Annotated in this window: 8 protein-coding genes; all 8 read left to right on the top strand. The window is 73.1% G+C overall.

Features of this window, described 5'->3' with window-relative positions; translation table 11 throughout:
* Positions 1–103 precede the first annotated feature (103 nt).
* The 8 genes from WBA97_RS26925 (at position 104) to WBA97_RS26960 (ending at position 14,459) form a co-directional block, all read left to right on the top strand.
* Positions 104–442 (top strand): YciI family protein, encoded by a 339-nt coding sequence (locus WBA97_RS26925; RefSeq protein WP_424233718.1) that lies wholly within the window; start codon positions 104–106, stop codon positions 440–442.
* On the top strand, positions 439–771 hold the full coding sequence (locus WBA97_RS26930) for a YnfA family protein (RefSeq protein WP_424233719.1): 333 nt from the start codon (positions 439–441) through the stop codon (positions 769–771). Before WBA97_RS26925 ends, WBA97_RS26930 begins: the two co-directional genes overlap by 4 nt.
* A complete protein-coding gene (locus WBA97_RS26935) occupies positions 768–1,946 on the top strand; it encodes an RNA polymerase sigma factor (protein WP_424233720.1) in 1,179 nt (392 codons plus the stop codon). Before WBA97_RS26930 ends, WBA97_RS26935 begins: the two co-directional genes overlap by 4 nt.
* Before the next feature lie 310 nt (positions 1,947–2,256).
* Positions 2,257–5,664, top strand: a complete 3,408-nt coding sequence (locus WBA97_RS26940) for an AMP-binding protein (RefSeq protein ID WP_424233721.1) — start codon at positions 2,257–2,259, stop codon at positions 5,662–5,664.
* Positions 5,661–6,407 carry a thioesterase II family protein gene (locus tag WBA97_RS26945; protein WP_424233722.1) on the top strand — a complete coding sequence of 249 codons (747 nt, stop codon included), beginning with the start codon at positions 5,661–5,663 and terminating at the stop codon, positions 6,405–6,407. The genes WBA97_RS26940 and WBA97_RS26945 overlap by 4 nt, the downstream gene beginning before the upstream one ends.
* On the top strand, positions 6,404–8,743 hold the full coding sequence (locus WBA97_RS26950) for a lantibiotic dehydratase (RefSeq protein WP_424233723.1): 2,340 nt from the start codon (positions 6,404–6,406) through the stop codon (positions 8,741–8,743). Before WBA97_RS26945 ends, WBA97_RS26950 begins: the two co-directional genes overlap by 4 nt.
* Positions 8,740–11,019, top strand: a complete 2,280-nt coding sequence (locus WBA97_RS26955) for a lantibiotic dehydratase (RefSeq protein WP_424233724.1) — start codon at positions 8,740–8,742, stop codon at positions 11,017–11,019. Before WBA97_RS26950 ends, WBA97_RS26955 begins: the two co-directional genes overlap by 4 nt.
* A complete protein-coding gene (locus tag WBA97_RS26960; RefSeq protein ID WP_424233725.1) occupies positions 11,016–14,459 on the top strand; it encodes an amino acid adenylation domain-containing protein in 3,444 nt (1,147 codons plus the stop codon). Before WBA97_RS26955 ends, WBA97_RS26960 begins: the two co-directional genes overlap by 4 nt.
* Positions 14,460–14,514 lie beyond the last annotated feature (55 nt).

The following is a 14,514-nucleotide window of genomic DNA, read 5'->3' on the forward strand; positions in this document are numbered from 1 at the left end:
CGGGTTCCCAACCGTGGACTCGCGGGGTTTTGTGTGGGGTGTTGATGGGGTGGGGGTGCGTTCGTGTTGGGGGTGGGTGACGGTTTGCGGGAGGATCATGGTTATGAAGCGGTACCTGTTGAGCATTTATCAGCCGGAGGGTGTGCCGGAGCCGGAGGTTCTCGAGCCGGTGATGCGGGACCTGGACCTGCTCAACGAGGAGATGCGGGCCGCGGGTGCCTGGGTGTTCGCCGCCGGGTTGCACCCGCCGGAGACCGCGACCGTTCTGCGGGCCACCGGCGATGAGGTGCTCGTGACCGACGGGCCGTTCATCGAGGCCAGGGAGTTCCTCGGCGGGTTCACCGTCATCCGGGCCGACGACCTCGACGCCGCGATGGAGTGGGGACGCAAGCTCGCCACGGTGCTGTCGCCACTCGCGATCGAGGTGCGCCCGTTCCAGTGAGCATCGCCAGGTCACTCGTCCTGTTCCTGCTGGCCGCGCTCGCCGAGATCGGGGGTGCGTGGCTGGTCTGGCAGGGCTGGCGCGAGGATCGCGGCCTGTGGTGGATCGCCGCCGGGGTCCTCGCGCTCGGCGCGTACGGGTTCGTCGCGACGTTCCAGCCCGACCCGCACTTCGGGCGGATCCTCGCCGCGTACGGCGGGGTGTTCGTCGCCGGGTCGCTGGCGTGGGGTGTGGTCGTCGACAAGTTCCGCCCGGACCGCTGGGACTACCTTGGCGCGGCTCTGTGCCTCGTCGGTGTCGCCGTGATCATGTACGCGCCACGGCGGTGACCGTCGAGGAGATCTTCCGGCGCGAGTACGGACGAGCGGTGTCCGTGCTCGTCCGGGCGCTCGGCGACATCGGCGCGGCCGAGGAGGCCGTTCAGGACGCGTTCGTCGAGGCGGTCCGCCGCTGGCCTGCCGACGGGGTGCCGCCGAGCCCGGCGGGCTGGCTGATCACCACCGCCCGCAACCGCGCGATCGACCGTCTGCGCCGCGAGGCCACCCGCGAGGAACGGCACCGGCAGGCCCTGGAGCTACTGGCCGCCGAGCCTGAGGAAGAGGAGGGCGTGGTGCGCGACGACCGGCTGCGCCTCATCTTCACCTGCTGTCACCCGGCGCTCGCCATGGGTGTGCGGGTGGCGCTGACGCTGCGGCTCCTCGGTGGCCTGACGACCGCCGAGGTGGCCGCCGCCTTCCTCGTCCCGGAACCGACGATGGCCCAGCGCCTGGTCCGGGCGAAGAACAAGATCCGCGCCGCGGGCATCCCGTACCGCGTCCCGTACGACGCCGACCTGCCCGCGCGCCTGCGCGGCGTGCTCGCGGTCGTGTACCTGATCTTCAACGAGGGTCACTCCACGGTGGACCGCCCCGGGTTGGCGGCGGAGGCGATCCGCCTCGGCCGCGTGCTGACCGCGCTGATGCCCGACGAACCGGAGGCGACCGGCCTGCTCGCGCTGATGCTGCTGAGCGAGGCCCGCCGCCCCGCGCGGGTCACGGAGTCCGGTGAGCTGGTGCTGCTGTCCGACCAGGACCGCACCCGCTGGGACCGTGACATGGTGGCGGAAGGGCAGGCGCTGGTGCGTCAGTGCCTGCGCCGCGACCAGCCGGGCCAGTACCAGATCCAGGCCGCGATCAACGCCGTGCACAGCGACGCCCCGTCGACCGGGCGGACCGACTGGGCGCAGGTCGTCGCGCTGTACGACCAGCTGATGACCGTCGCCCCGACCCCGGTCGTGGCACTGAACCGCGCGGTCGCGGTGGCCGAGTCGCGTGGTCCGGCGGAGGCCCTCGACGTCGTCGACGCGCTGGACCTCGATCGCTACCACCTCTACCACTCGGTGCGCGGCAGTCTGCTCCGCAGGCTGAACCGGCCTGCCGAGGCCGAGGCGGCATACGAGACGGCGTTGCGGAAGGCGCCCACCGGCGCCGACCGCACCGTCCTCCGCCGAATTCTGGACAGCTGAGCGACCGGCACTTTTCCTTGATGTCGCAACCATTTTCGCATCAGGTGAGCCACGATCGAAATGGCCGAATTGCACGTGTTTACGCACGGTGGTTGACCGACTCGCTATAGTAGACAAGGGATTCGGGACCCCTAGCGCTGTTCGGTCGAGAATGTTGCGACGAACGGAATATCGTCGAATATCATTCGGTCTAACTGGTCAGACAGGTAACACATACGCGCGCGCTCCGATCTAGCCTTTTGTGTCCCCGAGCCCGACCCTGTTTGAGGAGCGCGTTGTCCCGCCGGTTTTGCTGTGTGTTTCGCGTGCGATGACGCTCGTACCGACCATCCTCCGCTTCGCCGAGATGGCGGAGCACCGACCTGATCGCCGTGCCGTCGTGGACAGTGACGGCGCGACCATGACCTACGCCGGACTCGCGGCACTCGCGGGCGGGCACGCTCGCGCGCTCGCCGCCGCGGGGGTGGCCCCTGGCAGCCGGGTCGGGCTCGTCACCGGACACGGTGTCCCCGCCATCGCAGGCATCCTCGGCACGCTCGCCGCCGGCTGCGCCTACGTGCCGCTGGACCCGTCCTTCCCGCGCGCCCGGCTGTCCACGATGGTCACCGACGCGGACGTGCGTACCGTGCTGGCCGACCAGGAACACGCCGACCTCGCGCGACTGCTACACGACCACGTCGTCGTGGCAGGCGCCGACCCGGCACCGCTGGACCCGGTCGACGCGGGCCTCGACGAGGTCGCGTACGTGCTGTTCACCTCCGGCTCCACCGGCAGGCCCAAGGCGGTCGCGCAGACCCACCGCAACCTGCTGCACGTGGTGGACAACCAGATCGCGAGCCTGGGCATCACCGAGGACGACCGGCTCAGCCTGCTCGCCTCGTTCAGCTTCGATGCCGCCATCCCGGACCTGTACCCGGCTCTGCTGACCGGCGCCACGGTCGTCCCGGTCGACCTCCGCGCGCACGGCCTGGCGCACGCGGCGGCCGAACTCGCCCGGCACGGTGTCACGATCCTTCACTCGACGCCGACGGTGTACCGGTATCTCCTCGACACCCTGGGACCGGCCAGGTTGGCGACCGTGCGCACGGTGCTGCTCGGCGGCGAGCGGTCCACCTACGCCGACGTGCTGCGCGGCCGGGACGCGTTCGCGCGGGACGTCGTGTTCGTCAACGGCTACGGCGCCACCGAGGTCACCTTCGCGGCGCAGCGCCGGCTGCGGGCGTCCGAAGTGGACACTGGGGCGACGGGCCCGCTGCCGATCGGCACCGCACTGCCCGGCTACGAGCTGGTGCTCGGCGAGCGCGGCGAGATCACCGTGCGCGGTGAGCATCTCGTCGCCGGTTACGCCAATGTGGACAGTCCGGCGTTCGGGGTGGGTTCCTACCGCACCGGAGACCTCGGCGAACGACTGCCGGACGGCGGCATCGTGTGCCTTGGCAGGCTGGACCGTCAGGTGAACGTGCGTGGTTTCCGCGTGGAGCCTGCCGAGATCGAGGCCTGTCTGCTGGCGCAGCCCGGCGTCACCGCGGCGAGAGCCGTCGCCCGCGACGAGGAACTGCTCGCCTACGTCACCGGTGACGGCATCGACCCCCGCGCGCTGCGGGTGCGGGTGGCGGATCTGCTGCCCGGCTACGCGGTGCCCCGCGCGATCGTCGTGGTCGACGAGTTTCCCTTGACGGTAACGGGAAAGCTCGACGAGCGCGCGCTCCCCGGCCCACCAGCACGGCTCGTGCCGGACCACGACCTGACTCCCGCCGAGGCCCGCGTGCACGACATCTGGTGCGCGGTGCTGCACACCGGCCACGTCGCGCAGGACGACAACTTCTTCGACATCGGCGGCCACTCCCTGCTGCTTGGTCAGGTGCAGCAGCGACTCGCCGACGAGTTCGGCACCGAGGTGCCGCTGCTGGCGCTGTTCACCCACCCCACGATCGCCGCGCAGGCCCGGCTTCTCGAAGGCGGCGCGCCGGAACCGCACCGGGAGCCCGTCACCGTGCCGCCGGGCCGCGAGCCTGAGTACACCGGCGACGAGATCGCGGTCGTCGGCATGGCCGGGCGGTTCCCCGGCGCCGCCGACCTCGACACGTTCTGGTGGAACCTGTGTGCCGGGGTGGACGCGATCCACGACTACACCGACGAGGAGCTCGCCGCGCTCGGTATCGGGCCTGGCCTGCTGTCCGACCCCCGGCACGTCCGCGCGGGCGGCAGGCTCGACGGAGTCACCGACTTCGACGCCGGGTTCTTCTCCTTCGGCGCGGACGAGGCCGCCCGCACCGACCCGCAGCACCGGCTGTTCCTCGAGACCGCCTGGGAGGCCATGGAGAACGCGGGCCACGTGCCCGGCGCCGACCCCGGCCTTTCGGTCGGTGTGTTCGCGTCCGCCTCGGCCAACCGGTACTTCCTGTTCCACCTGTTCGGCAACCCCGCCGTGACCGGTGCCGACCCGGACGACTGGGAGGCCCATCTCCTCGCCCGCCAGTTCACCGACCACCTGCCTGGCCAGGTCGCCTACCGGCTCGGGCTGACCGGTCCCGCGCTCGCCGTGCAGAGCGCCTGCTCCAGCTCGCTCGCCGCGGTGTGCCTCGCCGCGCAGAGCCTCGCCGACTACCGCTGCGACCTCGCGCTCGCCGGCGGCGTCAGCGTCACCTGGCCGCGCCACCGCCACACCCCCGGCGGCATGGCCTCACCCGACGGCCGGTGCCGCGCGTTCGACGAGGCCGCCGCGGGCTCCGGGTTCGGCTCCGGCGCGGGGGTCGTGGCACTGCGCAGGCTCGCGGACGCACTGGCGGACGGCGACCACGTCTACGCCGTACTGCCCGGCTGGGCGATGACCAACGACGGCGCGGACCGTGCCGGGTTCGCCGTGCCCAGCCAGGCCGGGCAGGCGGCCGCGGTCGCCGACGCGCTCGCCGCCGCCGAGGTCGGGCCAGAACAGGTCCGGTTCGTGGAGGCGCACGGCAGCGGCACCCCGCTCGGCGACGCCATCGAGGTGGCCGCGCTCAACGAGGTGCTCGCGGACGCGGGACCCGAGACCGTCGCGCTGGGTTCGGTGAAGACCGGCATCGGGCACCTGGACGCCGCCGCGGGCATCGCCGGGCTGATCAAGGCCGTGCTCGCCGTGCACACCGGCGTCATCCCGCCCAACCTGCACTTCGGCAAGCCGCACCCCGAGGTCGACCTCGCGGGCGGTCCGCTGTACGTGCCGACCAAGGTGCACGACTGGCCCGGGACGGACCGCCGCGTCGCAGGGGTCAGCTCGTTCGGCATGGGCGGTACCAACGTGCACGTACTCGTGGCCGAGGTACCTGTCGAAACACCGGACGGGGCAACGGATCCCGCGCCCGGCGTGGTGCTGCTGCCGTTGTCCGCACGGGACGAGACCGCGCTGTCCGCTGCCACCACACGCCTGCGCGACCACCTGGCCACGCGACGGCCATCGCTCGCCGACGTGGCATACACGCTCGCCACCGGGCGGCGTGCGTTCCGCTGCCGCGCGGCCGTCGTGGCGGCCACGGTCGACGAGGCGGTGGCGGCGCTCGGCGCGCTCGCACCCGGCCAGGTGTCAGGAGTCGGACCGCTGCGCGACACGGCGCGGCGGTGGGTGGACGGCGCGGGTGACCTGCCCGCGACCGGTGGGCGGCGCATCCCGCTGCCCGCGTATCCCTTTCAGCGGCACCGGTTCTGGATCGAACCCGTGAGGCGAGGAGGTCAGTCGTGAACTGGTTCGTGATCCCGCGACCGCAACCGGATGCGGCGGCAGTGCTGTTCTGCCTGCCGTACGCGGGCGCCGGCGCGAGCGCGTTCCACCGGTGGCCCGCCGCGATCGGCCCCGATCTCGAGGTGCGGGCGGTGCAGCTGCCCGGCCGGGAGAACCGGATCGCCGAGGACCCGCGCTTCGACGTCGCAGAACTCGCCGACGCCATCCTGGCCTGCGCCGACCGCCCGTACGCGTTGTACGGGCACTCGCTGGGCGGCAGGCACGCGTTCGACCTCGTGCGTCACCTGCACCGCACCGGCGGCCCCCTGCCCGTGAAGCTCTACGTCGGCGGCTGCCGCGCGCCGCAGATCAAATCCGCGGGCCACTTCGACGGACTGTCCACAGTGGACGATGACGAGCTGCTGCGCAGGGTGGTCGGCGGCGGCGGACTGTCCGACGAGGTGCTCGCGGAACCGGAGCTCGTCGAGCTGCTGCTCCCCGTGCTGCGCGCGGACTTCACGACGCTGGACGAGTACGTGTTCGCCGAGGGCGAGCCTCTTCCGGTGCCGGTCGTGGCGTTCGCCGGGTCACGGGACATCGCGGTGTCCCTCGACGACATCCACGCGTGGGCCCACGTCGCGGGTGCCGGGCTGACCGTGCACGAGATCGACGGCGACCACTTCTTCCTGCACGACGACGCCGGCCTGGTCACCAAGCTGGTGGCCGAGGACCTGCTCTCGTCGCTGCCGGGCAGACCGTCATGACGGGGGAGCACCGGATCCCGCTCGGCGGCACCGGCTGGTCGGTGTGGCGCGACGCGCTGCTGCGCTCTGCCGGGTTCCCCGCCGACGGCCTGTCCGCGCTGTCGGCACCTACCGCCGCGGCGAGCGCGGACGCGTTGCTGCGCGGTGAGGAGAACACCTTCGACGCCGACTTCGCGGCGGCCGTCGCCGCCAACGCCGCGCGGGTGCTGGAGATCGCCGCCGACCCGCTCGTGCGTGAGGCGATCACCTGGCAGAACACCAACGTGCTGTACGCGCTCGACGGCCTGGTCGCCGCCGGTGCCGACGCGCCGCGCAACGTCCGGCGCCGCGACCGGGAACGTGCGGTCGTCAAGTACTGGCAGCGCTACTGCGGCAAGAACGAGACCGTCGGCTTCTTCGGGCCCAGCTGCTGGGTGACGATCGACGACCGGCTCGCCGCCGCGGCCGACATCACCGAGGGCCCCGGCCTCACCCGCCGCCGCTGGGTGGTGCTGGAGGCGTGGGTCGTGCAGGCCTACGCCGACGCGATCAGCGCAGACCCCGCGGTGCGCCGCTGGTGGCCGCCGCTGCTCGCGCCGCAGCTGACGCTCGACGGCAGGCAGGTGCACCGGCCCGGTCGCCCGCCGCTGACGCTCGCCCCGGCCGAGGCCGCGTTGCTCGCGGCGTGCGACGGCAAACAACCCGCCGCCGCGGTGATCGCCGACCCCGCGGTCGGGCTGCGCCGCGAGGACGACGGCTACCCGATCCTGGCGAACCTGGTCGAGCGTGAGCTGGTCACCTGGGACGCGGGCCTGCCGAACACCTCGGCCGCGGAAGCCGTGCTGCGCAGGCGGATCGCGGCGATCGGCGACGACGAGCCGAGGGCAACGGCGAGCGCCGGGCTGGACCGCCTGAGTGCCGCCCGTGACGCGGTGGCCGCCGCCGCGGGCGACGCCGGCGCACTACGGATCGCACTGTCCACATTGGACGAAGTGTTCACGGACCTGACCGGCGTGTCGCCACGCAGGCGCAGCGGCCAGACCTACGCGGGCCGCACCCTGTGCTACGAGGACACCGCCCGCGACCTGGACGTCACGTTCGGCCGCCCGCTGCTCGACGCGATCGCGGGGCCGCTCGACCTGCTGCTGCGTGCCGCCCGCTGGCTCGCCGGCGAGCTCGCGGCCGCCTACCACGTCGCACTGCGCGAGCTGTACACCGAACTGCGTGCCGACGCGGGTGACGGCCCGGTGCGCCTGTCCGACCTGTGGTTCCTCGCGCAGGGCCTGTTCTGGGGCCCTGCGGGGGACCGGCCGGTGGACGTCGTGGCCGAGGAGTTCGCAGGCCGCTGGGCCGACCTGTTCGACCTGGCCCGCGCCGACGGTCCCGTCGAGACGACCACCGAGGCGCTGGCCGCGAAGGTGGACGCCGCGTTCCCGGCGAGCGTGCCGACCTGGACCGCCGCCCGTCTGCACAGCCCGGACCTGCAGGTGTGTGCGGCGGGCCCGGAGGCATTGGCGCGCGGCGAGTTCCTGGTCGTGCTCGGTGAGATGCACACGGCGTGGGCGTCGTTCGACTGCGACGTGTTCACGCCTGCGCACCCCGACATCGAACGCCTGCGGGCCGCGCTCGCCGAGGACCTCGGCACGCGCCGGGTCCGCCCGATGTTCCCCTCGGACTGGCCGAGGCGCACCAGCAGGGTCGCGGAGAGCCTCACGGGCCCGACCGACGTGCGGCTCGCGTTCGCGCGGGCGCCGGGTGCCGGGCTCGAACGCGTGCTGGCCACCACCGCCCTCGAACTGTCCGAAGTGGACGGTGAGCTGGTCGTGGTGGAGCCGACGGGGCTGGCCAGGCCGGTCGTCGAGGTGTTCTCCCAGCTCATCGCGATCCACGCGGTGGACGCGTTCAAGCTGACCTCGCCGTCGCAGCACACCCCGAGGATCACCGTGGACCGGCTGGTGGTGAGCCGCGAGACATGGCGGGCGACCGCCGGTGCGACGGGGCTCGCGACGGTCATCGGCGAGCGGGAGCGCTACCTCGCGGTGCGCCGCTGGCGGGCGGCGCTCGGCCTGCCGGACGCGGTGTTCGTCAAACTGAGCACCGAGACCAAGCCGTGCTACCTCGACCTCACGAGCCCGCAGTACGCGGTGTTGCTGTGCGCCATGCTGCGTACCGCGGTCCTCGCGGACGGCGAGGACGTGACCGTGGTCGTCAGCGAGCTGCTGCCGGGACCGGACGAGGCGTGGGTGCCCGACGCGGAAGGCAACCGGTACGTCAGCGAACTGCGGATGCACATCGTGGACAGCGCCGCCATCGACGGCACCACTCCCGTCGCGTCCACTGTGGAGGATGCGCGATGAGGCACCTCGTTCCGCTCGGCGACACCGGATGGTCGTCATGGCGTGACGTGCTGCTGCGGTCGGCCGGTTTTCCCGTCGACCGCCTGGAGCGGTTCGCGGCACCCGAGGCGGCGGCCGCCGCGGACGCACTGCTCGCGGGCGCCGACGGGACCGGCACGGTGTTGGACAAGACGGTGTTCGACAAGGTGTTCGCGGAGGCGCTGCGTGCGGGTGCGGTGGCCGTGTGCGAGGTGGCGGCCGACCCGCTCCTGCGTGCGGCGGTGGCCTGGCAGAACCCCGGTGTGCTGACCACGCTGGACCGGCTGGTCACCGGCGGGCCGGACCAGCCGCGCACGGTGCGCCGCCGGGACCGGGAGAAGGCACTGCTCCGCTACTGGCAGCGCTACTGCGCCAAGAGCGAGACGATCGGCTTCTTCGGCCCGGTGTCCTGGGGCACGGTCGATCCCTCGGCGGCGACCGCCTTGCGGCTGGGTTCCGGGCTGGTGCGGGACCGGGCGGTGTTCTTCGAGGCGTGGGCGCTCATCGAGTACGGCGAGGCGCTGGCCGCCGACCTCGAGGTGCGCCGGTGGTGGCCACCCGCGCTGCGCCCGCACCTGACCGTCGAGCACCGCCTGCTGCGCAGGCCGCTGCGTGCACCGGAGGAACTGTCCGCTGTGGACGCCAGGCTGCTGGCCCGCTGTGATGGCTGGACACCCGCGCACGAGGTGGTCGAAGGCGTCGGGCGTGGCGAGCAGGACGGCTATCTGTTGCTCGACCGCCTCGTCGAGCGCGGGCTGCTGCACTGGGACGCCCGCCTTCCGCTGTCGCAGGACGCCGAGCCGGTGCTGCGTGCCCGGATCGCCGCGATCGGCGACGACGCGGTGCGCACGCGGGTGGCCGCCGGGTTCGACCGGTTGTGCGCCGCCCGCGACGCCGCGGTCGCGAACCCGGCCGCACTGTCCGAAGTGGACGACGCGTTCACCGCCGCCACCGGGCGCGCGGCGAGCAGGCGCAGCGGGCAGATGTACGCGGGCCGCACACTGACCTACCTCGACAGCACCCGCGACGCCGATCTGGTGCTGGGCGGCGGATTGCTGAGGTCGGTGGCGCAGCCGCTCGCGATCGTGCTGCGCGCGGCCAGGTGGCTCTCGGCCCGCTTCGGTGCGGCCTGCGAGCGGATAGCGGGCGAGGCACACGCCGACCTGCGGGGGCCGGTGTACCTGTCCGACCTGTGGTATCCGGTGCAGCAGCAGCTGTTCGACACCGAGGACGGACCGGGTGCCGCGATCGGCGCCGAGTTCACCGCGCGCTGGTCGGAGCTGTTCGGGCTGGCGGGGCACGACGGTGCGACCGAGGTCCGGCTGTCCTCGGCGGACCTCGCGGGCCCGGCGGCCGACCTGTTCGCCGCCGACGGGCCCGGCTGGCCGTCGGCCCGCGTGCACAGCGCGGACCTGCAGGTGTGCGCCGGCGAGGTCGCCGACCTCGACGACCCGGCCACCCTGGTCGTGCTCGGCGAGCTGCACCCGGCCTACAACCCGTTCGACAGCGCGCTTTTCTCCCCGTGGCACCCCGACCAGGCGGCGCTGCTGGCCGCGCACGAGGCCGAGTTCGGGCCGAGGGTGCGCCTGCTGTTCCCCGACGACGCGCCACGCAACACCGGCCGCGCCCGGCACGGGCTGAACGCGGAGAAGGACTGTGAGCTCGGGATCTTCGACGCGCGTGGCGCGTCCGCGCACCTGGTGCCCGCGACCTCGATCCTGGTCGAGGACCGGGGTGGCGAGCTCACCGTCGTCCTGCCGGACGGCCGCACGTGGCCGCTGGTCGAGGCGTTCGGGCACGTGCTCACCATCGTCCTGCTGGACAGCTTCAAGCTCGTCGGCCCGGCCACGGCGAGCCCCCGGATCGTGATCGACCGGCTGGTGGTCGCGCGGCGCACGTGGCGTACCACCGTGGGGGAGACCGGACTCGCGGACGTCATCGGCGAGCGGGAGCGGTTCCTCGCCGCCCGCCGGTTCCGCATGGAGCTGGGCCTGCCGGAGCGGGTGTTCGTCAAGCTCGGCACGGAGGCCAAGCCCACCTACGTCGATCTCGCCAGTCCCGGCTACGTGCAGGTGTTGTGCACGATGTTGCGCACCGCACGGCAGACCGGGCCGGACGTGATGGTGACCATCACCGAGCAGCTGCCGTCCACCGAGGACTCGTGGCTGCCGGACGCGGACGGCGCGCGGTACGTCAGCGAGTTGCGCCTGCAGCTCACCGACCCGGCCGACTACTTACCAAGGGGAGCACGCGGATGACCATCCCTGACCTGATTCTCGCCCAGGCGAGGAGAACGCCCGACGCGGTGGCCGTGCGGCAGTGGGACGACCGGCTCACCTACCGGGAGCTGACCGAGCGGGCCGCGGCCGTGGCCGAGCGGCTGCGGGAGCTGGGCGTGGTGCCCGAGACCCGCGTCGGCGTCTGCGCGACCCGCGACATCGGCTACCTCGTGACCGTGCTTGGCGTGCTGCTGTCCGGCGGCTGCTATGTGCCACTGGACCCGGGTGGTCCGCGCAGGCGGCTGCTGGAGATCGTCCGCGACGCCGCCGTGTCGATCGTGGTCGGCGACGCCGCCGAGGCCGGGTTCGGTGACGTGGACGGCATCCGCACGCTCGCGCCCGGCGGGACGGCCGAGCCCCTGCCCTGCCCGGCCACCGAGCGCAACACCTGCCACGTGCTCTACACCTCCGGCTCGACCGGCATGCCGAAGGGCGTGCTGACCACGCACCGCAACCTGGCCGCCTTCGTCGCCGGGTGGCAGGAGCGGATCCCGGTCAAGCCAGGCATGCGGACGCTCGCCGCTTCCTCCCTCGGTTTCGACGCCAGCTCGATCGACCTCTACGTGCCGCTGACCATGGGGGCCGAGATCCAGCTGGTGTCCGAGCAGGACCGGGCCGACCCCGAGCGGCTGCGCCGGTTCCTGGTCGCCCACGAGGTCGAGTGGGGCCTGCTCACCCCGACCATGCTGTCCACTGTGGACCCGGACGACGTGCCGGCGTGGCGCCAGGTCTTCTGCGGCGGGGAGCCCTACCCAGCCGAGCTCGCCGCGCGGTGGACCCCCGGCCGCCGCGTCGTCAACGGCTACGGCCCGACCGAGACGACGGTCGTGGTGCTCGCCGCGGACCTCACCGGCACACCGGCCGACCCCGTGCCGATCGGGCGGCCCATGCCCGGCCACCGCATGTACGTGGTGGACGAGCGGCTGGCGCTCGTGCCCCGAGGCGAACCCGGCGAGCTGCTCATCGGCGGGCCCGGGGTGGCCGACGGCTACCTCGGCAGGCCCGGCCTGACCGCGGAGCGGTTCATCCCCGACCCGTTCGGCGGCGAGCCCGGCGAACGCCTCTACCGCACCGGTGACCGGGTCCACGAGAACGCCGACGGCGAGTTCATCTTCCTCAACCGGGTCGACCGGCAGGTCAAGGTCCGCGGCCAGCGCATCGAGCTCGGCGAGGTCGAGTCCGTGCTTGGCACCCATCCCGGGGTGCGGCAGGTCGCGGTCGAGGCGGTGCCCGGCACCGGCGGCACCCGCCTGGTCGCGTTCCTCTCGCCCGCATCGGCGCCGTCCGACGACGACCTGACCGCCTTCGCCGGGGACCGGCTGACCAGCGCCATGCGGCCCACCGTGGTGGTGCGCCGCGACGAGCTGCCCACCGATCCGCGTACCGGCAAGCTCGACCGCGGCGCGCTGCGCCTGCTCGCCGAGCGGGCGATCGCCGACCTCGCCACCGGGGAGCCCGAGTTCGACGGCACCGCCATCGAACGGTCCGTCGCCCGGCTCTGGGCACGGGTGCTCGGCAGGCACCCGGCCCGCGACAGCGAGTTCTTCAGCCACGGCGGCAACTCGATCGCCGCCATGCGGCTCGTCGCCGCGGTCCGGGAACGGCTGGGCCGCAACGTGTCCGTCGCCGACCTGTTCACCGCCTCGACCGTGGCCGGGTTCGCCGCGCGGGTGGCGACCGCCGACCCGCTGCCCGGTCGCGAGCTGACCACCGGCAACGCGCCGACGCTGTCCCCGCCGCAGGTCCGGCTGTGGTTCACCGACCAGCTGGCACCGGAGGACGCGCCGTACAACATCGCGCTGACTCACCGGCTCCACGGTGACCTGGACGCGGCCGCGCTGCGGGCGGCGCTGCGGGCCGTGTCCGACCGGCATGACGTGCTGCGCTGGCGCATCCGGCAGGCCGATGGCGAGCCGTACGCCGAGTGCGTGCCGCCTGCCGACGTGCCGCTCGCGGAGATCGACCTGACCGGTGCGCCGGACCGCGAACAGGAACTGGCGGGCCGCCTCGCGGCGGGTGCGCGGCACGTGTTCGACCTGGCGAACGAGTCGGCGTGGCTCGTCACGCTCTACCGGCTGGCCGACGACGAGCACGTCCTCGCGTTCACCGTGCACCACGCGGTGTTCGACGGCTGGTCGCAGGCTCCGCTCTACGACGACCTCGCAGAGGCCTACCGGCAGGCGCTCGACGGTGCCGTGCCCAAGCTGCCGCCGCTTGGCGCGACCTACGCGGACTACGCGGTGTGGCGGGACCGCAGGGACCGCGCGTCCGGGACCGCCGACCTGGCGTGGTGGACCGAGCACCTGGCCGGCGCGCCGACCGTGCTCGATCTGCCCCGCGACCGGCCCCGTCCCTCGGTGCAGACCTACTCGGGCGCCGAGGCGTCCGTCCCGCTGTCGTCCGAGGTGGACACCGCGACGCGGGCACTCGCCACGAAACTCGGCACCACCCCGGCGAGCGTGCTCCTCGGCGGGCTGGCCGAGTTGCTGCACCGGCTCACCGGCTCGGCCGACCACGTGCTCGGCGCGATCGTGGCCGACCGGGGTTTCGCCGAGTTCGACGACGTCGTCGGGTTCTTCATCGACACCGTGCCGGTGCGCCTGCGCGCGGACGCGGCGAGCTTCGGCGAGACCATCCGCGTGAACGCGAGCGAGCTGCGGGCGGCCACCGCGCACCCGGCCGCCCCGCTCGACCGGATCGTGGACGCGCTCGGCGTGCCGAGGGACACCTCCCGCGCACCGGTCGTGCAGATGCTGTTCAACGTGCTGAACTTCACCGAGCCCCGGCTGCGGTTGTCCGGTGTGGACACCACGCCGGTCGAGGTGCCCAAGCCGGGCTCGCCGTTCGACCTCACCGTGTACGTGGTCGAGCGGGACGGCCGGTTCGCCTTCGACACGGTGTACAACCCGGACCTGTTCGACGCGAGCCGGATCGTCGCGCTGCTCACCGACCTGATCGAGCTGGTCGGCGCGCTCGCCGCCGCACCGGACACCGCGCCCGCCGACGTCGCGCCGCACCTGCCGAGGGCGGCGGTGCGCACCGCCGCCGCGGGCGCGATGACCGTGTCGGCACCCGAGCTCCCGGTCGTGTCCGTGCCGGTGCGCGTCGGTGACACCACCGACACCGAACTACTCCTCGTCGGCATCTGGCAGGAGGTCCTCGGCCGCGACACCGTCGGCCTCGCGGACAACTTCTTCGACATCGGCGGGCACTCGATGGCGGTCGCCGCCGTGCACGGCAGGCTCGTCGCCGCCACCGGCCGCCCGATCCGGATGCTGGACCTCTTCAGGTTCCCGAACATCCGGGCACTCGCCGCACACCTGGACGGCACCGCGAGCAAGCCCGCGCTGACCGCGGCGGCCGCCCGCGTCGCCGCACGGCGCAACCGGGCACGACGCAACCCACCGCGCCGCTCATGAGCGGCGTCAATCACCGAAAGAGCGGCACCGCGCAGTGACCAGAGGGGAACACGAA

The sequence above is a fragment of the Actinophytocola sp. genome (assembly GCF_049647105.1).
Classification (GTDB): domain Bacteria; phylum Actinomycetota; class Actinomycetes; order Mycobacteriales; family Pseudonocardiaceae; genus Actinophytocola.